General features: G+C 63.0%; 19 protein-coding genes, 2 tRNA genes and 1 other RNA gene. 5 read left to right on the top strand and 17 right to left on the bottom strand.

Annotated features, from left to right (window positions below; all coding sequences use genetic code 11):
• Positions 1-229: 229 nt before the first annotated feature.
• The 14 genes from ADJ95_RS07890 to ADJ95_RS07825 all read right to left on the bottom strand — a co-directional run bounded on the left by ADJ95_RS07890 (position 230) and on the right by ADJ95_RS07825 (position 15,380).
• Entirely contained in the window at positions 230-1,684 is a 1,455-nt protein-coding gene (locus ADJ95_RS07890; protein ID WP_152691726.1) for a hypothetical protein, read from the bottom strand.
• Positions 1,685-1,999: 315 nt separating this feature from the next.
• The gene (gene fabF, locus ADJ95_RS07885; protein WP_049334086.1) at positions 2,000-3,271 is read right to left on the bottom strand and encodes a beta-ketoacyl-ACP synthase II; all 1,272 of its coding nucleotides are present in this window, start codon (positions 3,269-3,271) and stop codon (positions 2,000-2,002) included.
• Between the two features lie 181 nt (positions 3,272-3,452).
• On the bottom strand, positions 3,453-3,695 hold the full coding sequence (locus ADJ95_RS07880) for an acyl carrier protein (protein ID WP_049334085.1): 243 nt from the start codon (positions 3,693-3,695) through the stop codon (positions 3,453-3,455).
• 145 nt (positions 3,696-3,840) lie between these two features.
• Positions 3,841-4,866, bottom strand: coding sequence for a beta-ketoacyl-ACP synthase III (locus tag ADJ95_RS07875; protein WP_049334084.1), 1,026 nt, complete (start codon positions 4,864-4,866; stop codon positions 3,841-3,843).
• A gap of 79 nt (positions 4,867-4,945) precedes the next feature.
• Positions 4,946-5,845: an ACP S-malonyltransferase gene (locus tag ADJ95_RS07870; protein ID WP_049334083.1), complete on the bottom strand. Its 900-nt coding sequence runs from the start codon at positions 5,843-5,845 to the stop codon at positions 4,946-4,948.
• A 219-nt stretch (positions 5,846-6,064) separates the two neighbouring features.
• Positions 6,065-7,135 (bottom strand): tyrosine recombinase XerC, encoded by a 1,071-nt coding sequence (locus tag ADJ95_RS07865; protein WP_049334082.1) that lies wholly within the window; start codon positions 7,133-7,135, stop codon positions 6,065-6,067.
• A 238-nt stretch (positions 7,136-7,373) separates the two neighbouring features.
• Complete coding sequence (gene dprA / locus ADJ95_RS07860) at positions 7,374-9,137, bottom strand: DNA-processing protein DprA (protein WP_239662822.1); 1,764 nt, start codon at positions 9,135-9,137, stop codon at positions 7,374-7,376.
• Between the two features lie 189 nt (positions 9,138-9,326).
• Positions 9,327-10,865: a YifB family Mg chelatase-like AAA ATPase gene (locus tag ADJ95_RS07855; RefSeq protein ID WP_049334081.1), complete on the bottom strand. Its 1,539-nt coding sequence runs from the start codon at positions 10,863-10,865 to the stop codon at positions 9,327-9,329.
• On the bottom strand, positions 10,865-11,248 hold the full coding sequence (locus ADJ95_RS09325) for a YraN family protein (RefSeq protein WP_049334284.1): 384 nt from the start codon (positions 11,246-11,248) through the stop codon (positions 10,865-10,867). The genes ADJ95_RS07855 and ADJ95_RS09325 overlap by 1 nt, the downstream gene beginning before the upstream one ends.
• A 338-nt stretch (positions 11,249-11,586) precedes the next feature.
• Positions 11,587-11,913 (bottom strand): DUF2469 domain-containing protein, encoded by a 327-nt coding sequence (locus ADJ95_RS07845; protein ID WP_049334080.1) that lies wholly within the window; start codon positions 11,911-11,913, stop codon positions 11,587-11,589.
• Positions 11,914-12,031: 118 nt separating this feature from the next.
• Complete coding sequence (locus ADJ95_RS07840; RefSeq protein ID WP_080974973.1) at positions 12,032-12,880, bottom strand: ribonuclease HII; 849 nt, start codon at positions 12,878-12,880, stop codon at positions 12,032-12,034.
• A gap of 10 nt (positions 12,881-12,890) precedes the next feature.
• Positions 12,891-13,967, bottom strand: coding sequence for a signal peptidase I (gene lepB, locus ADJ95_RS07835; RefSeq protein ID WP_049334079.1), 1,077 nt, complete (start codon positions 13,965-13,967; stop codon positions 12,891-12,893).
• Positions 13,968-14,261: 294 nt separating this feature from the next.
• Positions 14,262-14,609 (bottom strand): 50S ribosomal protein L19, encoded by a 348-nt coding sequence (rplS, locus tag ADJ95_RS07830; RefSeq protein WP_005507488.1) that lies wholly within the window; start codon positions 14,607-14,609, stop codon positions 14,262-14,264.
• Between the two features lie 216 nt (positions 14,610-14,825).
• Entirely contained in the window at positions 14,826-15,380 is a 555-nt protein-coding gene (locus tag ADJ95_RS07825; RefSeq protein ID WP_049334078.1) for a single-stranded DNA-binding protein, read from the bottom strand.
• Between the two features lie 498 nt (positions 15,381-15,878).
• Here ADJ95_RS07825 and ADJ95_RS07820 point away from each other — a divergent pair, with 498 nt between their 5' ends.
• The gene (locus tag ADJ95_RS07820) at positions 15,879-16,778 is read left to right on the top strand and encodes an HNH endonuclease family protein (protein ID WP_049334077.1); all 900 of its coding nucleotides are present in this window, start codon (positions 15,879-15,881) and stop codon (positions 16,776-16,778) included.
• Between the two features lie 88 nt (positions 16,779-16,866).
• On the opposite strand, the gene ADJ95_RS07815 is transcribed toward ADJ95_RS07820, so the two are convergent.
• Positions 16,867-16,939: transfer RNA gene (locus ADJ95_RS07815), tRNA-Arg, on the bottom strand.
• An 83-nt stretch (positions 16,940-17,022) separates the two neighbouring features.
• A complete protein-coding gene (gene mptB / locus ADJ95_RS07810; protein WP_049334076.1) occupies positions 17,023-18,702 on the bottom strand; it encodes a polyprenol phosphomannose-dependent alpha 1,6 mannosyltransferase MptB in 1,680 nt (559 codons plus the stop codon).
• A 191-nt stretch (positions 18,703-18,893) separates the two neighbouring features.
• On the opposite strand from mptB, the gene orn reads away from it, so the two are divergent.
• The 3 genes from orn (at position 18,894) to def (ending at position 20,611) form a co-directional block, all read left to right on the top strand.
• Positions 18,894-19,550, top strand: coding sequence for an oligoribonuclease (gene orn / locus ADJ95_RS07805; RefSeq protein WP_049334075.1), 657 nt, complete (start codon positions 18,894-18,896; stop codon positions 19,548-19,550).
• A gap of 216 nt (positions 19,551-19,766) precedes the next feature.
• Positions 19,767-19,839: transfer RNA gene (locus tag ADJ95_RS07800), tRNA-His, on the top strand.
• Between the two features lie 199 nt (positions 19,840-20,038).
• A complete protein-coding gene (def, locus tag ADJ95_RS07795; protein ID WP_049334074.1) occupies positions 20,039-20,611 on the top strand; it encodes a peptide deformylase in 573 nt (190 codons plus the stop codon).
• A 126-nt stretch (positions 20,612-20,737) separates the two neighbouring features.
• Here the strand turns inward: def and rnpB are convergent.
• Positions 20,738-21,131: RNase P RNA component class A (gene rnpB / locus ADJ95_RS09000), an RNA gene on the bottom strand.
• A gap of 115 nt (positions 21,132-21,246) precedes the next feature.
• Here rnpB and ADJ95_RS07790 point away from each other — a divergent pair.
• Positions 21,247-22,041 (top strand): YaaA family protein, encoded by a 795-nt coding sequence (locus tag ADJ95_RS07790; RefSeq protein WP_049334073.1) that lies wholly within the window; start codon positions 21,247-21,249, stop codon positions 22,039-22,041.
• Positions 22,042-22,135 lie beyond the last annotated feature (94 nt).

Raw genomic sequence — 22,135 nt, 5'->3', positions numbered from 1 at the left:
GAGCGGATACGCCACCCGTTTTTAATCTGTAAAACCCCAGCCGTCCCAAACCCGAGGTGCATCAGGCACCGATGAGGGGGCACTCCCCCGCAAGCGTTGTCCGGTATGTTTTCTCTCAAGCCCTAGCCCGCGGAAGCCACACTCCCCCGCGCACCGGTATGCCATCTCTCCCCGCATTTAGCGCACGGAGCACCCACTTTCTTGGGGATAAATTTCTCGGGATAGATTTCTAGGGGATAAACCAAATGTTCCTAATGGTATCCGGGCCTCCCCAGAACATGTGGACCCACGCAGCGGAGGCCAGCACCCCGAGAAGGACCAGCCCCGGGCGATAGACGCGACTCTTGGGCAGATAGGAGGCCACCAGCAGGGAGAGGGTAAACATCGGCAGGATGATACGAGGCGTGGAGGTAATGGGGAGCCAGAAGATGAAGAGGTATCCGGCGTAGCAGGCCGTCCACAGCCACAGTGCGGGGTGTAGCAGGGAACGATTGCCCTTGAGCGAAATCCACCAGTAGAAGCCCAGGATGAGCGCCACGAAGAATAGCGCCACGATTTCCCAGGGAAGGGATCCGCCAAGGTATTCGTCCCATTGCTTGACCCACTGGATAAAGATGAGGTGTCCCTCTTCAGGCTTGCGACCGCTCCAGCCCAGCTCCGTCGCGAGGTACGCATCGGGGCGTCCGGTGCGGAGGGCGGCGTGCAGAGGGTGCACGAAGGCGAAGGAGCACACCACCAGGGCGCTCAGAAGCTGGCCGAGGCGGCCGCGGAACGCAGCCCACGCATCCGAGAGCGATAGCCGCAGGATGCCGCCGGTGCGGTCGCGGTAGTCGGCAACCGTGCACCAGAGCCACCACAGACCCACGAAGGCACCCAGCGGCACACCCACCGGCCGGGACAGGGCCGCGCAAAGGGCCACGGGAAGCAGCAGAAGGTAGCGGTTACGCACCACGCACCACGCGCACAGGGCCAGGAACAGGGTCGAGAGGGCTTCAGCGTAACCGGTGACAAAGATTGGGCTTGCGGGGCTCAGGGCGTACACGGCCAGGGCCCACAGCGCCAGGCGGTTGCGGGATTCATCCCCCGCCTGCGGGCGGGTGTCGAAGACGCCTCGGGCACTCCAGTTCAGGGAACCCACGAAAAGGCGGTAGAGCACGAGGGACAACGCGCAACCGGCAGCGAGGGTCACCAGGACCGACGCCAGGCGGTAGTCAATACCGAAAACATTGGATACCCCACCGCTGAGCACCGACTGCAGGGGCATGAACGCCCAGGTGTTGTGGTTTACCGTTCCGTCGGGAAGGAAGGGCAACTCCTGGGGGTAGCCGTGTTTATAGATACGCTCGTAGAAGAGGGCGTCCCAAATGTTCAGGTAAGACAGGTAGTCGAGGTTCCGGTTGACCTTGCTCATGGGATGCTGCAGGTCTCGGGAGAGGGAGAGCGCAAAGATGCCGAAGTGAACCGCGCAGGAAAGAATCCAGATCAGCAGCGCCGGGACCCAGGTGCGGTAGGCGGGCAGCCGACGAATAGGGCGAGCATCCGAGGAATCAGCCGTTGCAGGGAGGGTAGACCGAGCCGTCCCCGCACTCTTCGTCGAGACGCGGGGCTCGTCGGGGGTCAACGCTTGATCGCTGATGTTTGAGGTAGTGGAGGAGGGCGCGGCCCGGTTCAGATGTTTAGCCATACTGCTCTCGAGTGTATAGTCCGATGGGGTTTTGGGTACCCTGGTGCTGAAACTGCTATATGTGATGTGTTTTGGTGAATAACTTACCTATAGGATACCGGTAGGTTATGCCGTTGAGACATTGAACGCGGTATCCGCGGGAAATATGACGCAGACTGATTCGTGCGATTTCGACACGCGACGCTGAAGCTCTAAATGGCTGCCCGGGCAGATAAGAGACACCCCAGCCGCCCCTCCCAAAACGCAACGCTCCCCCGCTACACACGGTAGCTGAGGGAGCGTTACGTCTATCTGGAGCTAAAAGCCCCAGGATGCTTAGTTTTCGACCGAGCGGAATGCCACGACAGCGTTGTGGCCGCCGAAGCCGAAGGAGTTCGAGATGGCGACGATCTCACCGGCGGGCAGTTCGCGTGCCTCGGTGACAACGTTCAGGTCAATCTGCGGGTCCCTGTTGTCAAGGTTGATGGTGCAGGGCGCGGTGCGGTGGTGCAGCGCGAGAACGGTCAACACGGCCTCGAGAGCGCCAGCGCCACCGAGCAGGTGGCCGGTCATCGACTTCGTTGCGGAGACAGCAATGTCCTTGGTGTGCTCGCCGAAGGTTTCGTGGATTGCGGTTGCTTCGGGGAGGTCACCGGCGGGGGTGCTGGTCGCGTGGGCGTTAATATGCACCACGGTCTTGGGGTCGATGTTGCCGTCTTCGAGGGCTTCGCGCAGCGCGCGAGTTGCGCCGAGCGCTGCGGGGTCGGGCGCGGTGATGTGGTAGGAGTCTGCGGAGACGCCGGTACCGGCGAGCTCTGCGTAGACGCGTGCGCCGCGAGCCTTGGCGTGCTCTTCGGACTCGAGGATGAGGGCCGCTGCACCTTCACCCATGACGAAACCGTCGCGGTCGACGTCGTAGGGACGCGATGCCTTCTCGGGCTCATCGTTACGGGAGGAGAGCGCCTGCATCTTGGCGAATGCCGCCATGGGCAGCGGGTGGATGGCAGCTTCGGAGCCGCCAACGATAACCACGTCGGCCTTGCCGCTACGAATCATCTCGGCGCCAATCTGCATGGCCTCGGTGGAGGATGCGCAAGCCGAGACAACGGTCTGGGCTGCCGCGCGTGCCTTGAGGTTCATAGAAACCGCGGCTGCGTTGCCGTTGGGCATGAGCATCGGCACGGTCATGGGCAGGACGCGGCGGGGACCCTTTTCGCGGAGGGTATCCCAGGCGTCCAGGAGGGTCCACACACCGCCGATACCGGTACCGAAGGCGACACCGGTGCGAAGGGGATCGACTTCCTCGGCAGATTCAGCGTCGGGGCCGGAGAAACCTGCGTCTTCCCACGCCTCGCGAGCTGCGATGAGGGCGAGCTGTCCCGAAGGATCGAGGCGCTTGGCTTCGACCTTGGTGAGGCGGCCGGATTCGAGGGGTTCAACGGCAAGCTGACCGGCGATGTAGACCGGCAGGTCGTATTCCTGAACCCAGGGCTGATCAATCGTGGAGACACCGGAAACGCCCTTGGTGGCGTTTGCCCAGGTGGTGGGGACGTCGCCGCCGATGGGGGTGGTTGCGCCGAGGCCGGTCACCAGCACTTTTCGAGACATTGTGGCACTTTCTCTTGGGTGGTTTTGTGGGTGGTCTATCCGGTGGTGTGTGGATAAAAACCTGTGGTCCCCGGGAAGCTTCGGTGCGCGGGCACGTTCGCGGGGCCGGGAGTATGCAGTGGGGGTATGGTGATGCGGCGCGGACCGGTGAGAGCCCGCGCCGCGTCGGTCGCGTTACAGCTTAGGCTGCGTTTGCGATGAAGTCGACTGCGTCGCCAACGGTCTTGAGGTTCTTGACCTCTTCGTCGGGGATGGTAACTTCGAACTTCTCTTCGGCGTTCACGACGATGGTCATCATCGAGATGGAGTCGATGTCCAGGTCCTCGGTGAAGGACTTGTCCAGCTGAACGTCCTCAACCTCAACGCCGGTCTCTTCGTTAACGATCTCTGCCAGACCTGCGAGGATCTCTTCCTTGTTAGCCATTCAGGGGCTCCTTTTGTTATTTCGATGGTCGTCGCACCCACCGGACGGGGGTACGCGTGCATTACCGAGTTTATCGTGTATGCGCTGTGAACGCATGCGGCAACTCGGAGTGTGTGGGGATCCGCATGGATCCGGCTCGGGGCCGTTACGGAAGAACGACGACCTGAGCTGCGAAGGCAAGACCCGCGCCGAAGCCAATCTGCAGGGCGAACTTACCGGAAAGCTCCGGGTTTTCCTTGAGCAGTCGGTGAGCTGCCAGCGGCACGGATGCGGCGGAGGTGTTGCCGGCATCGACGATGTCGCGCGCAACGGCGACGGTGTCGGGAAGCTTGAGGGTCTTGACCATCTGGTCGATGATGCGGGCGTTAGCCTGGTGCGGGATGAGGGCACCGAGCTCGTCGGGGGTGATGCCGGCTTCTTCAAGGGCCTTCTTAGCGACCTTGGCCATCTCCCAGACGGCCCAGCGGAAGACGGAGGGTCCGTCCTGGCGCAGGGTGGGCCAAATCTTCTCGCCTTCCTGCACGGGGTTGGCAACGAAGTCGCGGTTGCGAATGTCGAGGAGGGAGTGGGTCATGCCGACGGTATGCCAGCGGGAGCCGTCCGAACCCCAGACGGTGGGGGCGATGCCGGGCTCGTCGGAGACGCCGACCACTGCGGCACCCGCGCCATCACCGAGCAGGAAGGAGATGGAGCGCTCGGTGTTATCGATGAAGTCCGACAGCTTTTCAACGCCGATCACGAGGACGTTCTTGGCGGTACCGGCGCGCACAAGTGCATCCGCCTGAGCGATGCCGTAGCAGAAGCCCGCGCAGGCTGCGGAGATGTCGTAGGCGGGGCACTTGGAGCCAATGGCATTAGCGACGATGGTGGCCAGGGAGGGAGTTGCGTAGGGGTGCGAAATGGTCGAGATGATGACCGCTTCGATATCTTCGCCGGATACGCCGGAGGACTGCAGGGCGTCCTTTGCGGCGCCGATGGCGAGGTCGGTGACGGACTGGTTCTCGCTGGCGCGGTGACGAGTAATGATGCCGGTGCGCTGGCGAATCCACTCGTCGGAGGAGTCGATGGCCTCGACGATGTCATCGTTGGGGACGATGACATCACCGCGGGCTGCGCCGTAACCGAGGATGCGGGAGTAGCGGTTGATCTCGTACTGCTTGAGGGTAGTCACGTATTCAATCCTTTATGCTGTTGCGGCTCGCAGGCTGCGGGCTGCTGTCTATGGGGTGAAGCTGAGTCGGTGCCCGTACTTAGGCCTTGAGAGCGTCGAGGTCCTCGGGGGTGTTGATGGCGGTGCCGGGGACGCCGCGCATGGCGCGCTTGGCCAGGCCGATGAGGGTGCCGGCGGGGGCCACCTCGATAATGCCCTCGATGTTACGGTCGAGCAGGGTTGCCATGCACAGGTCCCAGCGCACGGGGCTGGTGACCTGCGAAACCAGGGTCTGCACGAACTCTTCACCCGAGGTGACGACGGAGCCGTCACGGTTGGTCAGAAGCGGCGAGTTCGGGTCGGAGACCTTGAGGGAGTCCGCAAATTCCTTGAGTGCGGGGACGGCCGGTGCCATGGCCTCGGTGTGGAACGCGCCGGCCACCTTCAGGGGAATCACGCGAGTGCGGGCCGGCGGGTTGGCGGCAAATTCCTCGATGGCGGGAATGGGGCCTGCGGCAACAATCTGGCCGCCGCCGTTGGAGTTTGCGGCCACCAGGCCTACTGCGGCGATGGCTTCGCGAACGGTGTCTTCAACGCCGCCGAGGACTGCGGCCATGCCGGTCGGGGAGGCTGCGGCGGCCTCCGCCATACCGTTGGCGCGCACGCGCACGAAGCGCATGGCGTCTTCCTCGCTGAGCACGCCGGCCAGGGCGGCGGCGGTGATTTCACCGACGGAGTGTCCGGCGAAGACGAGCTCTTCACCCTCGAGATCTTTGAGTGCGAGGCGACCGGTCACGATACCCGCTGCCACGATGAGGGGCTGGGCAATGGCGGTGTCCTTGATGGTTTCTTCTTCGGCTTCGGTGCCGTAGTGAATCAGGTCGATACCTGCAGCCTCGGAGAGTCGTTCCAGGTGCTCGCGCACCCCTTCAATCTCAAGCCAGGGGCTCAGAAAGCCCTTCTTCTGGGATCCCTGACCGGGGCAAACGAGTGCGCGCATGCGGTGCGACCTTTCTGATTTTGGTACTCGTACGCGGCGCCGCAACGGGTGCGGCACCCTCGGATAATCTGTTACCTATGCTACCGCGTTCCACTGCCGTGCATAAAGTTTCAGCGCAAGTTGAACGGTGTATAGCTTAGAGCGAACGCGCCCCGCCCATATAGAGAGACGGCCTCGGGCGGCCCAACGACGCATTGCCAGGGCCCTCTCCCCCGTCGGTTAGGCCCGGGGGTGGGCACGAGCGTAGGTTTCGGCCAGGCGCCGCATCGACACGTGCGTATAAATCTGCGTTGTCGCAAGCGATGAGTGCCCCAGCAGCTCCTGCACCGAACGGATGTCGGCACCGCCATCGACCAGGTGGGTCGCCGCGGAATGACGCAGAACGTGCGCGCCGGAGGCCTGAGTGTTCTCCACGGTGCGCAGCAGGCGCGTCAGGTCCTCGCGAATCTGACGGGCATTGGCCCGCCCGCCGCGAGGCCCGATGAACAGCGCCGTCACCCCGCTCGAGCCCTCGGGAATCCACTGCGGGCGCCCCTTGGAAACCCAGCGGTTGAGGGCTTTGAGAGCCGGGGTTCCCAGCGGAACCACTCGTTCCTTGTTGCCCTTGCCCAGCACGCGCACCGTCTTATTCACGCGGTCGATGCTCTGCAGGTCCAGGCCGGTGAGTTCGGAGATGCGCATCCCGGAGGCGTAGAGAACCTCAACGACGGCTTCCAGGCGTAGCAGACGAGGGTTCCGGGGGTCTTCGGCCCGTTGCCGCTGAACGTTTTCGATGAGCTGGCTCATCTGGTCTCGGCTGAGCACAGGCGGCAGATGGCTCTCACGCTTGGGGGTGCTCATACCGCGCGTGGGGTTGGCCTGCACGAGCTCTTCCTCCTGCGCCCAGGAGAAGAAGGTTCGCAGGGTCGAGCCTCGACGGGCCACGGTCGAGCGGGCAGCACGGCGCAGGTGAAGCGAGCCGAACCATTCGCGAATGAGGGAGGCATCGATGCTGTCCACATGCCGCACGCCGCGACGAGCCACGTAGCCGAAGAACCCCTCCAGATCGGATACGTAGGATCGGATGGTCTCCTCGGAACGGTGCTTTTCGTAACGCAGAAAGCGTTCGAACCGCTCGATAACCGGGCGGAAGACCTCACCCGAGACGCCCAGGGCCGATTCACCGTTTGCCGATTCGCCGGAGGCCCGGCCCTCCGGTTCCTCCATCGGTCGGGTGTAGGCAACGGGAAGCGTGGTCGAGGGAGCATCCCGGCTCGTGTCGGACTGCACAGGATGCGCCGGCTGGTTCATAGCGTCTCCTCTCGACCTCTTGGGTAACTGCCGTAGTACCGGTGGACGGGTACCGATGCGCGCCTCCCAGGGGTGGCACGATGCGTCGGGGTGCAACGGCGGCACAAACCGGTTCTCCCCATTCTAAGCGTTGGCGTGCTCCACGGGCCTACACGAGACCTAAACCCCAGTTGGCGGTGAGGCAAGGTGCATCCCCGCGTTGAGGTGGAGCCGGGGTGGGCTCTCCCCGGCTGTCTTCTCATGCTCCCTTCTTCGGGCGCATCTTACGCCAGCCGGTGCCGTTGCTCTCGGCCAGGCCCAGCCGTTCCAGTTGAGCAAGATCCATCATGACCTCTCGAGCGCCCAGCCCCAGAGCGCTGGCGATATCGTCCACACCGCGGTAAGAACGCAAACCCAAATCGTCCCACACCCTTCCCTGCCGTTCCGTAAGGTCGTCAAGAACGGTGGAGGCCGCCGACTCCTCGGCGTCCCAGTCTCCGGCGTGCTCTGCGCCGAGCTCGTATCCCGCTGCGGCATCGTACTCCAACAGGTCGGCGGCCTCCGTCAAAATCTGGGCGAGCCCATCGCGCAACAGGCGGTTCGTGCCCACCGAGTTGGGAGAGTTAATCTGCCCGGGAACAGCCCAGAGGGGGCGACCTATCTCGAGGGCGTGGCGTGCGGTGTTGAGCGCCCCGGAGCGCCAACGGGCTTCAATCACGACCGTGTGCCTAGCCAGCCCCGCGATGAGGCGATTGCGTTCCAGAAAACGCCAGCGGGTCGGGGTGTTGCCAATGCTCACTTCGCTCATGATGAGCCCGCGCTCGACGATGTCTCTGAGCGTATCGCCATTCTGAGCGGGGTAGAGACGGTCCAGGCCTCCTGCCATGAATGCGACGGTGGGTAGCTCAGCGGTGCTGTGGGTGAGGGCCGCGCGATGAGCCGTGATGTCGATGCCCATCGCACCCCCGGAGATCACGAGGTACCCCCGGCGGGCGAGCTCAGCGGCCAGGTGCGTGGTCGCCTCGCTACCGTAGATGCTGGGGTCTCGCGAACCCACCAGGGCAGCACTCGGCAGGTTAGCGAGGTCGAGCAGGTGCCGTGAATCCCCCAGACACCACAGTCCGTAGGGTTGGGCCGGGCCCAGGTCGCGGAGCTGTTCGGGCCAGAGCGGGTCGGCGGGGGTAACGAGCCACGCGCCGAAGGTGGCGGCCATATGGGCCTCGGAGGCCAGGGTGCGTTCCATGCGGCGGTGCCAGCGCAGACGGCGGGTTGCGAGTTCCGCGTGGAAGGTATCGCGGTTCATCTGATGCTCTCCAGGGCGGTAGTAGTCGCACGTATTCGTCATGAGTCGGGGGCTCTTCTCGTCGCCCGCGACCCCGCGTAGAAAATCACCAATCTGCGGGTCCGGTTCGCCCAGCTCCCAGATCTCGGACGGCACCCTTTCGCCGGTGAGCAGGTAGTACACCGCGAGGGGCGTTCCCAGGCAGGCGAGCGCCTCAACCACGAGCTCATCGGCGGGTTCTGCGCAGCGCATCAGCTGGGCGGTGCAACAGCGCACGTATTCGCGGCACGCGGCGGCAAGCTCTTCGGGACTGAGGCCAGGATTGAAGAGCGGAGGTAGCCCGCCGGGTTCCTCGTTCGTTAAAACTCCGTCGAGTTTCTCAGCCCCGGATTTTTCCTCCCCTGCATCAGTCTTTTGAGGGTCGCCGATAGTCTCCTCCGCGCCCCGCTCCCCCGCGACCGCCGAAGGCTCAGGGACCGCCGAGGGCTCCGCATTTGCCGAAGGCTCAGCGTTCATCGAAGGGTCGGCCCTCAACGTACCGGAGTCTGCCGAATCTTCTTGCCCGTCCTGCGGGTCGGGCAGGTACACCGGGTTGAGGCACGCGGCGAGGTACCCCGGCTCGCGCGCGGCGCTATAGGGACTCGGCGAGGGCTCGTTCCCCAGGGAAAGGATGTGCCGGGCCCGCCAGCGGGTCAGGGCCCGCAGGTCAAAGTCTGCCTCTAGGGCAAACTCTCCCTGCACGTACCCTTGCCCCTTCGGTTTCGTTCCGGTCGCGGCGTGTGACGTCCCCTCTCGGGTGTTCCCCTTACTCCGCTTCGTACCGTGACGAGTGGCGGCTGAGCGGCGGTTTGTGGTTGAGGTCATTATCGTTCTCCCCTATCATCATTGATTTTCACGTCTTGAAAACCCTTGGTTAGCTTGCACCACGCGTTAGTGCAGCTGGCCCTGTTGGCGTAGGAACAGGGCCACGTCCAGGTGTTCCCGGCTCGGGTATGCGGCCCCTTCCAGGTCGGCCAGCGTCCAGGCGATGCGCAGCACCCGGTCGTAGCCGCGCGCCGTCAGGTTTCCCCGGTCGACAGCGGCGTTGAGCTCGCCGGTGAGTTTCGCGTCCAGGCGCAGCGGGCCGCGCAGAATCTTGCCGTTCATCTCCGCGTTCGTCTTCAGACCGTAGGGTTCTAATCGCTCGCGCTGAGCCTCACGGGCAGCCAGCACGCGCTTGCGAATCTGCGCCGAGCTCTCATTTATCTGACCTCCCACAAGCTCCGTGGACGAGACCTTCGGGACCGTCACGTTGACGTCGATGCGGTCCACGAGCGGCCCGGAAAGACGCCCGAAGTAGGCGCGTCGCTCCCGGGGCGCGCAGGTGCACTCGGTACCGAGCCCCACGTTCATGCCGCAGGGGCACGGGTTAGCGGCCAGAATCAGCTGAAAACGCGCGGGATACGTGGCGGATGCGGTGGAACGGTCCAGGGTTACGACCCCGGATTCGAGGGGCTGGCGCAGGGAGTCGAGGACCGTGCGTTTGAATTCGGGGGCCTCGTCGAGAAAGAGCACGCCGCGGTGTGCTTTAGAGACGCATCCGGGCCGAGGAATACCGCTGCCACCTCCCAAGATTGCCGGCGCGGATGCGCTGTGATGCGGGGCCTCGAAGGGAGGCTCACGTACCAGTTCGCTGAGCGCCTCACCCGCCGAACAGAGGGAGCGGATGGCGGTCACCTCCATCGCCGCATCGTCGTCCAGGGGCGGCAGGATGCTCGGCAACCGCTCGGCCAGCATCGTTTTGCCCGATCCGGGAGGGCCGGTGAGGAGCATGTGGTGTCCACCGGCTGCCGCGATTTCCAGGGCGAAGCGGCCCTGCGCTTGACCGGCTACGTCGCTCATGTCCGAAGGAATACCCGCGTTTTTCTTGGGGAGGGCTTTCTCCTCGGGGTTCGGGGCGGGCGGGTATGTTAGCTTCTGCGTCTGTGCGCCAAGAGCCGCGAACACCTCGGCCAGGCAGCGGAATCCGCTCACCTGTGCGCCGGGGATGAGGGCTGCCTCCTCCGCATTTTCGGCGGGGACGATCACCCTGCGGTGCCCGGCGGCAACCGCGGCCTTCACGGCGGGCAGGATGCCCGGAACCGGGCGAATCGTCCCGTCGAGGCCCAGCTCCCCCAGGAACACGCTGTCCCCGCTCGGGTGTAGCTTCTTCTCTGCCTGCAGCGCGGCCACCACGATGGCCAGGTCGAAGGCCGATCCGCGCTTAGGCAGGGTCGCCGGGGTCAGGTTGACGGTGAGCCGATGCTGGGTCAGGGTAATTCCGGTGTTCTTGGCTGCGGAGCGAACGCGCTCCTTGGATTCGTTGAGGGCGGTATCTGGCAGTCCCAGCAGCACGAAGCCTGGAAGTCCCTGCGAGATATCGGCCTCGACGTCCACGATGTGCCCGCTCAGCCCCACGAGGGCTACGGAGTAGGTGCGTGAGAAGCCCATTACGCCACCCCCTTCAGGTGTTCGAAGGTAAAGGTTTCGCAGGTTCCGGTCACCGCAATCGCGTCTATGCGAAAACGCGCGAAGTCCAGGCTCTCGCGCAGGCGGCACCAGAGAATCGCCAGTGAACGGGTGCGGCGCGTCTTGTCGCGGTCGATGGCGGCGAAGGGGTGCCCAAAGTCCTCGGTGCTTCGGGTTTTGACCTCGATAAAGACGAGCTCATCGTCGGGGTCGATTGCGACAATATCGATTTCGCCGCGAATCTGTTCGTGCTCCAGCCCGGCGGGCGGTCGCCAATTGCGGTCGACGATGCGGTAGCCGTTCGCCTCAAGGATGCGGCTGACCACCTCTTCGCCCCAGCGTCCGACGCCGTGAGCTCGGGGCAGGGCCCGCGTGACCGCGGCGGGGTTCTTCCGGGCGCGTCGCGCGCCTCTGCGGGGCGAGCCACCAGGTTCGTTCGTTCGGGGTGCCTGTGCGGTTGTCTGCGTTGCGATGCTCTGATGTTCGGGGGTCACGATTCCCTCCCACGGTAGATGATGGCTTGGTCGTGCTTCTACTGTGCCCAGGCGAACCGGGCCGAGGAATCGGAAAGAAAAAACTGTGGATAACCTCGGCCGCATCGCGGTCAGGGAGGTTATCCACAGCTTCTTATTTTGAAATTTTGGGGGTATTTTTTCAAAAACCGGTCGAGGGGAATGTCATATACACACCGGCTACCGGAACACTAGGCGCTGAAATCCGGCATCTCGGGGACCGTGAATTCCTGGTTGGGCAGGCGCTCCTCCACGTTCACATCGCGCACCGAGTAGGTGTGCACCTTCTTCACAAAGCGGTTGGAACGAAACACATCCCACACCCAGACATCGCTCATGAGCACCTCAAAGTAGAGGGTGCCGTCCTGCACGTGCGGGGTCACGTCCACCTGATTCGCCAGGTAGAAGCGCCGGTCGGTTTCCACCGCGTAGCTAAAGAGCGACATGACGTCCTTGTACTCGCGGTACAGCGCCATCTGGGCGTCCGTCTCGTAGTTTTCGAGGTCTTCTGCGCTCATTCTTCCTCCTGCAGTCATTCTCTGCTGCGCGTGCAACTCGGGTGTCTCTCAGCGGGTATCTCACCAGCATTGCGGGGTGCTCCAAGCAAGACTCAGGCCTCCTCAACGGCGCTCTCCCCTAGCGTTCGGGGCTCTTCTCCCCGAATACGCGGGCCCGCTGCGCGGCCGCTATCTGCTCGGCGGTGGCCGGTAGCGACCAGGACAGGCGGTGCATCGGGCTGGGGCCCTGCGCGCTGATTGCCTCACGGTGGGCGGCCGAGCCGTAGCCCTTGTTCTTCGCCCAGCCGTACCCCGGGTGAACCCCGTCGAGGGCCACCATCAGCTCGTCTCGCTCAACCTTCGCCACCACAGAGGCAGCCGCAATCGAGGCGCACTTGTAGTCGCCCTTGATGACCATGGTCACGGGCATAGCCGCGGGTTCCCCAACCCCTTCCCAGGCCTCGGTCAGCAGAGCGTCGTAGCGCGCCTGCGCCGGGTCCGGTGCCAGCGCGCTGAACAGGTCCTCCTGCGGAGGGGTGAACCAGTCGTGCTTACCATCGAGTAGGGCGGCATCGGCGCGGTAGCCTCGGCGTGCCAGAGCGGCCAGGGCCCGCTGGGCGGCGAGCCGCAACGACAGGGTCATGCCCAGCGCATCCACGTCCTGCGGGTCCACGTGGCCCACCTCGACGGCGCACCAGCGGCGAATCTCGGGGACCATGGATTCGCGGCGCGCAGGCGAGAGGGCCTTGGAGTCAATCAGCCCGCCCACCTCAAGGGTGGCGTCCGGGCTAAGAATTGCGACGCCCACGCTGACAGGGCCAGCCATGGAGCCGCGTCCCACCTCGTCGATACCCGCCACCGCGCGAGCCCCCACCTCGAAGAGCCGCTTCTCATGCTCCAGGTCGGCGGCGGGCTTTGGTGCCCGAGGCCTCGCGGCCTTGGATTTCTCCGCTTTTGCGGGTTCCTCGGCCTTTGCGCTCACCGTCACGGCCTCTCTCCTACTGTTCGGGGGTCGAGGTCGGGGAGGGAACCGAGGAGAACACAGAGCTCTCGTCGGTCAGCAGACCGAAGTGGTTCAGCGGCCAGGCCACCACGAAGACGTTACCCTGAACGTCATCCTTCGAGATGAAGGCGGTGCCGTCAGAGATGTGGTAGCGGGAATCCGCAGAGTTGCTGCGGTGGTCGCCCATCACGAAGTACTTGTCCTTGGGCACGGTCACCTTGAAGGCCAGCTCGGAGGGCTGGTTGCCCGGGTACAGGTAGGGCTCGTTAATCTCCACGCCATTGACCTTGATCTTGCCGGAGCCGTCGCTCTCCACCACGTCACCGGGGGTACCGATAACGCGCTTGACCAGGTAGTTCGAAGAGGTGTCGGGCAGAACACCCACGAAGGAGAGGCCTTCCTTAATGGGGTTGCTGCTCTTCTGGGTCGAAGGAATCCAGCCCTGCGAATCCTTGAACACGATGACGTCACCGCGCTTGGGCTCATTGAAATAGGAACCCGCCACGTTGATGAACACGCGGTCGTTGACCTGCAGGGTCTGCTCCATCGAACCGGAGGGGATGTAGAAACCGCGTAGCAGGAAGGTCTTAATCAGGAACGCAATAATCAGAGCGTAAAGAACCACGGTACCGCCCTCACGCACCTGAACCCAGGCCCACTCGCCCAGGCGGTCCTCCTCGCGGGCCTTAGCGAAGGTCAGCTCGGCCTGCTCGGCGCGCTTGGCCTTGCGGCGCTCCTTGGCGGTCATGGTCGAGGGGTCTTCGGGCTTCTCCTCGTCCTTCTCGGCGCTCTTATCGGCGGTGGTTGCGGCGCCCTCTTCTTCCGAGCCCTTGGTATCAGGTGCTTCCGCGGGCTGAGCGGATGCGCTCGCCGCCTCGGCAGCGGCGGGTCGAGCGTCGCCTACGTGGGATTCCTCGCCCTGTTCGGAGGAGGCCAGCTCGGCCTGTTCACGCTTCTTCTCTTCGGCCAGACGCGCGGCGTACTCCTCCATCTCACGGCGCTCGCGACGGGATTGGGGCTTATATCCCTCGGGATAGGGGCTGTTGTTCGCAGTCGTCTTGTCATCTGCCATGCTGAAGAGCCTTTCGTTTGAGAGACATGTAGGCCAACCTGAGTGAGGCGGTACCTAGCTATTGTAACGAGAGCACCCGTGCCGCCGCCTCTTTGACTCGTATAGCGAAGCCCCTCCGAGCCCTACAGCTCGCCGACAGCAGGGGCCGCGGGAGTGCTCCTCCGTTCGCCTCCCCCGCTTCTGGACAGCGCATCACCGTATTCGGGGTGCTCGCCCGGATACGCAAAAACCGCCCCACATTCCGCACGGGTGCGGATGGGAGCGGTTTGCAACAGAATTCTGAATCGATAAAGATTAGAACTCGCGCTTCTCGCGGATACGAGCAGCCTTACCGTGGCGGTCGCGCATGTAGTACAGCTTTGCACGACGGACGTCACCGCGGGTCACAACCTCGATCTTCTCGATGGAGGGAGAGTGAACGGGGAAGGTACGCTCAACACCAACGCCGAAGGAAACCTTGCGGACGGTGAAGGTCTCGCGAACGCCTGCACCCTGGCGGCCAACGACGAAGCCCTTGAAGACCTGGATACGGTGGTTCTTACCTTCAACGATCTTAACGTGAACGTTCAGGGTGTCACCGGGGCCGAAGGCGGGGACGTCGTCACGGAGGGACTTCTTGTCGAGGAAGTCAAGAGTCTGCATAGTTGTAGATCTCCAGAGCCATCTGCCGCAGGTCAAATAGACTCAGATTGCTCTGCCCCACAGGGGACAGAAAACTTCATGCTTCGGACAGGATTGGTGCCCGAAGGTTGACATCGTTGGTCGCTCTTCCCCCTGCGGCAGGGGCGTGCCCGATGTCAACACAATGCTCCATTATCCCAATGCACCCGCGTTTATGCAAGCATCCGGGGAGCACTTTTAGAAGGGGGGTTCGTCACTCTGAGCTCCCCCACCCTGCGCGCCCCCGCCCGGTGTTCCCGCAACCTGCACTCCAGCGCTCTGAGTCACCGTGCTCGGCAACTCGGCGTTCTGGGGCACATGCGATACCGCATCCGGCGCGCCCTGCGGCGTATTCGGCAGCGCGCCCAGCGGAGCGTCCTCGTGGAGCGCGCGCTTCTCCACGGTGCGAGCAAAGGAACTTGTGCCGTAGTTCAGGTCGTGGCCGATGCCCTGCGCGTCAATCTCCACGGTAGTTCCCTGCGTGCCGTCCTCGCGGTTCCAACGGTTGATGCGCTGGCGCCCGCTAATGACGAGCGGCTGCCCCTTCTGCACCGAGACGGCGATGTTCTGCGCCAGGCGGCGGTAGGCCTTAATGGTGTACCAATTGGTCGTGCCCTCCTTCCAGGTTCCGGTAGCGTCCTGCCAGCGCGGTGTGCTGGCCAGGCGGAAGTTCACGACGGGCACGCCGTTCGGCAGGGCCGCCAGGGTCGGGTTGGATGCGGTGAATCCGCGGATTACGATGGTGTCGCTCACGATATCTCCTATGATTTCTTGGGGCTAACCCCGGGCTAAAGCCTCTGCACCGGCTGGCCCGGACCGGTTGAGGGGCCTCCACTCGGGCTCCCGCCCAGGTTGGGTTGGGCCGGTTGATCAGCCTCGGTCCAGTTGGGCCGGCAGGTTACCCGGTCGGCTCTTCGGGTAGGTTTCTTCTACTGTGCCGCGTGCGCCGCCACCGGGTGCCCGCCCCTCGCGTATCTGTGGATAATTCACGGTCTTATCGCGCTATCATCCCGCCTGTGGACGAAATATTTGAACGTTTGGGGTAGTTTTTTCAAAAAACCGACGCGAGGAACCGTCATTGGAACGAATTATGACGCCATCCGCATCCTCGCTCCCCTCCTCGCAGAGGCGAGCTAATTCACGGCGAGCGAGTTACCTTTTACACCGCAAGCCCTCTATCCTTGATGGAGCGGCGACCCGCTGCTTTGACCAATACCTGACCGAGTACACCGTGCTACCCCCGGAGTTTCCGTGAGCAAAAAGCCCATGAACAGCAACGACCTGCCCACGCTGCAGGATCTTCAGCGGATTCAACGCAACCTACCCAGACTCCCCGAGTCCATGGACCCGCAGAAGAAGCGCCTCATCTACGGCCTGCTGGCCCTCCTGGCCATCATTCTGCTGATTGTCGGCATGATCTACGTGAGCAAGCACGGCGAGGGCGGCCTCTTCGGTGCGGAGTCTTCGACCTCCGCTACCGACGACGATGACGCCAACGTAGCAACCGAGACGCTCTCCGAGGTCAAGAACCCGTACAAGGCGGTTGATCCCGCCACCGCGCTCGCGCCGGATCTGGCCACCGCGAAGAGCGAGCTGGCCTCGCTGCAGGTGAAGGATTGGGCTCCCAAGACCGGTTACTCCCGCGATCAGTTCGGCCCCGCCTGGGATGACGTTGACGGCAACAAGTGCAATACCCGCGACGACATTCTGCGCCGCGACCTGACCAATATTCGTTTCAAGGTCAAGACCCACGCGTGCACCGTCATTACCGGCACGCTTGCAGACCCATACACCGGTAAGACCATCGAGTTCAAGCGCGGCAAGAAGACCTCCGCGGCCGTACAGATTGACCACGTGGTCGCCCTATCGAACGCATGGCAGACCGGCGCGCAGGACCTGAGCGCCGAGCAGCGCCGCCAGCTGGCAAACGACCCCGAGAACCTGCTCGCCGTGGACGGCCCGGCCAACCAGCAGAAGTCCGATGCGGATGCCTCCGAATGGTTGCCGAGCAACGCCTCCTACCGCTGCACCTACGTGGCTCGCCAGGTGCACGTGAAGGCCAAGTACAAGCTGTGGGTGACCGCCGACGAGAAGAAGGTCATGGAGCGCACCCTCAACTCGTGCAAGGACACGAACCCGACCAAGAAGTAACGCGCCCCGCATCTTTGCGGTAGCTCAAGGGTATAAAGAAAACCGCCCCGCACCCCCGTTGAAGGGTGCGGGGCGGTTTTCGTTACGGCGCCCCAGGAGGGAATCGAACCCCCGACCAAGAGATTAGAAGGCTCCTGCTCTATCCTCTGAGCTACTGGGGCCTTCCTCTAGGGTACACGAGTCCTGGCTGTTCCCCGCACGTTTGGACGCCCAGAGGAACCGTCGGGGCGGAACACTCGAGGGGTTAGCCCCGAGTAGAGCCGGTCAGCACCTCTCGCTCCTGCTTCTTTGCCTCGCGGCGGCGTGCACGGCGGCTCGATGCGCCGGGGAACAGCTGCCACCACAGGCGAATCGCGGTGCGGCGCACCTGCGTGGGGCGGAAGCTCACGTACACCATGCGGCGGGTTGCCGGGTCGAGGACCATGAGGTACACAATGTAGCCCAGGCAGACCACCGTTGCGATAAGTCGGCCCATATCCTGGTTGAAATCGCGCAGATAGGGCGAAACGTTCAGCTGGTCGCTCACGCCGTAGGCCATGAAGAACAGCGTAGTGATGAAGTACCACATGAGCTGAAAGTGCGAGCGCAGACCGGTCGCGGCAAGCATTGGGATAGCCCAGAGCAGGTACCACGGCTGAATCATGGGGCTACACAGGAGCATGAACAGGATGGCCAGGCCGGCGTGGCGCACGATGTTGCGGTCGCGTCCAACGAATGCCATTGCTACCGCTCCGAGCATACCGATGCCCTTGCCGACGGTCTCGATGAGTTTGCGAATGACCTCGAAGGTATCCCCCTGCGTGAAGAGGGATGCCGCGCCAATCACCAGGCCGAAGGGGGTGTACCAGATGTACTGGCCGCCGGTCGTGGAAAGCGCCTTGATCCAACCGAATTCCAGTCCGGTCACCCAGCCCATGAGCGCCATTTCGGCAAGCAGGAGCACACCGGAGAAAGCCCAAAACACGAACTTGCGCGGCCAGGAGGCGTTCTTGCCCGCCCAGAGCAGACCCACGAAGGGCAACACCACGAGGGCGAGCGGCTTGACGGCAACGCCGAGGGCTACGAAGGTCACGCCGAGCGGGCCGCCCCATCGGGTGTCGCGGTAGCGCTTGGCGTAGTAGAGGCCGCCGAGCATGAACATGGTCATGAGCGAGTCGTTGTGGCCGCTGGCGATGAACGATGCGATGAACAGCGGGTTCGGGCCGATCTGCCAGAGGGCGCGGACCTGGTTGAAGCCGTGTGCCTTGGCGAGTTTTGCCACGTAGAAGAGAATACCGATGACCGCGAGCACGGAGAGCAGGCGGAAGTAGAAGAGGGAGAGGTCGATATTCTCCCCTGCCAGGCGCACAATCCACTCTTCAAGCTTGAGGGAGACCGGACCATACGGGGGCGGGGATTCCGCCCACATGGGGTCCGCACCGTTCTGCATGAAGTTCGAGATTTCGGAGACTCCGTGCTTGTACGGGTTGAGGCCGTGCGCCATGACCATGCCCTGACCGTAGTAGGAGAACATATCGCGGCTGTAGATGGTGAAGGCGAAGATCTGCGGCAGGGACCAGCTGGTGATGACGGCAATCATCCAACGCATGGCGTTGGGTTCGTTCCAATCGCCCATCTTCTGGTAGATGCGCAGCCATTCACGGCACATAATCATGGCGCCGAGGGCCAGCAGGATAATGCCGGCGATGACCCATACGGCGTCAAACCTGATGGCGCGAATCAGGTCGTAGCGCCAAAAGTTGGAGCTATCCGAGAGCCATCCGACGGTGTAGGACCCCAGGGTGACCATGATTGAGCCGATGGTGCCAATGACGAGCGTTCGCAGACGGTGGTTATTGACGTAATCCAGCAGCCGGGGTGAGAGGGGTGCGTCGTGTGCTCTGGTGGCGGCGAGCCGGTGTGCGGGCTCTTTCAGTGAGCGCATTACTCCCTTTCTGTATGCGTCGTCTCTTTGGCTTTTATCATACCCGAGCGCTTCACCGGAGCCCGGCGGATTCGGGTGCGAGCGCGCGGTGTGGACACCGCCTCTGCACACACCTGAGCGTTCTTATACGTTCCGACTATGTTCCGACGCGCGGAGGGGCGGGCGGGCGCGAATGAGGGTAGAGTTGGAGTGTGAGTATTTCTAGTGAACGTATTGTATGGATTGACTGCGAGATGACCGGCCTCGACGTGGCCAATGACGCCCTGATTGAGGTGGGTGTTCTGGTCACTGATGCCGACCTCAACATTTTGGGTTCGGGCGTGGAGTTCGTCATTAAGCCCGGCGACGAGTCCCCCGCGGGTGCGGTGGAGAACATGAACGACTTTGTGCGTTCGATGCACGAGTCCTCGGGTCTGCTGGACGACCTCGAGAACGGCGTGTCGATGGATTACGCCCAGGAGCAGGTGCTCCGCTACGTGAAGAAGTATGTTCCTGTGGCGGGCAAGGCGCAGCTGGGTGGTAACTCGGTGGGCATGGATAAGCGCTTCCTGGAACGTTACATGCCGCAGGTGATGGACCATCTGCACTACCGCGTGATTGATGTGTCCACGATTAAGGAGCTGGCTTCGCGCTGGTACCCCGCCGCCCGTCACAGCGCCCCGGTGAAGACCGGTCACCACCGCGCGCTGGGCGATATTAAGGATTCGATTGACGAGCTGAAGTACTACCGTCGCGCAATTTTTGTGGAGCAGGGTCCGGATGCCGTGGCCGCCGCTAAGATTGCCCGCGAGGTTGAGGCGGAGCGCGCCGAGCTGGAGGCGAAGGCCGCCGAACCTGCCGAGCAGTAGCCGAGCGCTATGCAACGGCGCCTGAGCGCGATGTAGCTGTGCACCGAGGATGCGCGTCCTCCGGGCCCTCGAGGGTGTCCCGGGGGTGCGTCCGGCGCCACCAACCCCTATCTCAAACTGTAACGAGCATCACCCAATCTCAGCTTGGCAGGGTTCGTGAACTCATGTACAGTAGTATCCGTTGCACATCGCAAGGGAAACCAAGCGAAGCACATGGTGGTCGTAGCTCAGTTGGCAGAGCGCCTGGTTGTGGTCCAGGAGGTCGCGGGTTCAACCCCCGTCGATCACCCCGATGGAAAGGGTCGTTATGGTTATCCGTAACGGCCCTTTCGCTTTACCCTCACCTCGGTTTACCCGTACAAGGTTTACCGGAGCAAAACTTTTACACCAGCATTTTCAACCCTTCGAACGAGAACAGCATGCCCCGCGACTTCATGCGGCAGGCGCACCCGATAGGTTCCCGTTCAACACAAGCAAAGGATGATTCTGTGGCTATTCGCCCCATCGTTATTCACGGCAACCCCGTTCTGCACCGCCCCGCGGCACCCGTCACCGAGTTTAATGATGAGCTCAAGGAGCTCGTGGCTGACATGTACGAAACCATGGACGCATCCAACGGCGTGGGTCTGGCGGCACCGCAGATTGGTGTGGGCCTGCGCATCTTCACCTACAAGATGGAGAACGAGGACGGCGTTCCCCCGCGCGGCTGCATCATCAACCCGGTGCTGACCCTGGGCAAGATTTCTACCGCTGACCCGGACCCCTACGAGGAGGAAGAGGGCTGCCTCTCCTTCCCCGGTTACGGCTTCCCCCTCAAGCGCGCCGAGTGGGTCACGGTGAACGGTCTTGACGAGCACGGCAACCCCGTCCACTTCGAGGCGACCGGCTGGTTCGCACGCTGCATGCAGCACGAGACCGACCACCTGGACGGCAAGCTGTACGTGAACCGCCTGAACAAGAAGTGGACCAGCAAGATGAAGAAGGTCGTCAAGAAGGAAGGCTGGACCGTGGACGGCAACTCGTGGATGCCGGGCGTGGATCCCGATCCCTTCGGCCACTAATCGCGGGCTCCCCTAGAGCCTTCCCAAAGGTCGGGCGGGCCTCCCGCGAAGCTTTAAAGCGAAGACCGCGAACGCATTAGAAAATGCGTTCGCGGTCTTCGCTTACCATCTGCGGATGGTGACGTGAAAACGGGTCGTCCTATGAGCCGGGTTCTGTCTAAAACGCCGCCCGAAGGGGCGTTTCGAGGCAATCATCTATCTAGAACGTACGTTGCCGCACGTCTCAAGCAGCCTACCCGAATACGCACCCCGAGAACCGGGGATCGGGCACACTACCCTACCATGGCGCATCCTATTTGACCTTGCTCCGGATGGGGTTTACCTAGCCGGGCACGTCACCGCGCCCGCTGGTGGTCTCTTACACCACCCTTTCACCCTTACCGCGGCGAACCGCGGCGGTTTACTTTCTGTGGCACTGGCCTGCGGGTTACCCCGAGTGGATGTTATCCACCATCCTGTGCTGTGGAGCCCGGACTTTCCTCGAAGCATCCGAGTACCTCGCGATTGCCCGGACGGCCCGTTTTCACCCCACTCATTATACGCATACCTCTCGGGGCGGTTATTTACCGGGTTCGTCTCGCGGGTACGCTGGAATCTCGCGGATGCGCTGACAGCCTGCCAGGTACACTGGGTAGATGCTAATTCTTCTTCCCCCGTCTGAAGGTAAGACCCCCGCCCCGACGGGCAACGCCCCGGTTTCTTTTGCCGATCTCTCCTTTCCGGAGCTGACGGCCGAGCGTGAGAGCGTCCTGGAGGAGCTGACCGCGGTCAGCTCGGGCCCCGACGCCCTGGCGGAGCTCAAGGTGGGCGCATCCCTCGAAGCCGAGGTGGAGCGCAACACGCGTCTATTGTCCGAGCCGGCGCAGCCCGCGATTCGCACCTATACGGGCGTGCTGTTTGAGGCGCTGGATTACGCGAGCTTCTCCCCCGCCGAGCGCGATGCGGCGCACTGGTCGTTGCTGATTTCTTCTGCCCTGTGGGGTGTTCTGCGCCCCGAGGATGCGATTCCCGCCTACCGCCTGTCCATGGGCGTGAAGCTGGGTTCGATTGGTGCGCTGGCAAACTTCTGGAAGGGTGCGCTGGGCACCGCCCTGGAGGCAACCGCGAAGGACCAGCTGATTCTGGATTGCCGTTCTGCAGCCTACGCGAAGTCGTGGGTGACTCCCCCGTCGCAGACTCTGGCGGTTCGCGTGGAGCGTGTGGCGGCCGATGGTTCTCGCAAGGTTGTCTCACACATGGCGAAGCATTACCGCGGCCTCTTTGCTCGGTATCTGATTCAGTCGGGATTGGCGGCGCGCCCCCTGGATGGTTCCACGGCGGGTATCGCCGAATTCTTGGAGGCGGTCAGCGAGGACTGGGCGGTGGAGTGCGCTCTGCCCACGGCTCGTAAGGCGGGTGTCCTGACCCTCCTCGTGCACGAGGGGCAATAAATCCCAGCGGGCTTTATGTCGTGATTTTATCCGGGCGGTGCGATCGTGCTGCCCGGCTAAAAATTTAAATATTAAGAAATTTTTACCTTTAAAA

Origin of the sequence: Rothia mucilaginosa (genome assembly GCF_001061665.1) — a bacterium.
Classification (GTDB): Bacteria; Actinomycetota; Actinomycetes; order Actinomycetales; family Micrococcaceae; genus Rothia; species Rothia mucilaginosa_A.
The sequence above is the reverse complement of the archived record's forward strand: the minus strand, read 5'-3'. Positions and strand labels throughout refer to the sequence as shown.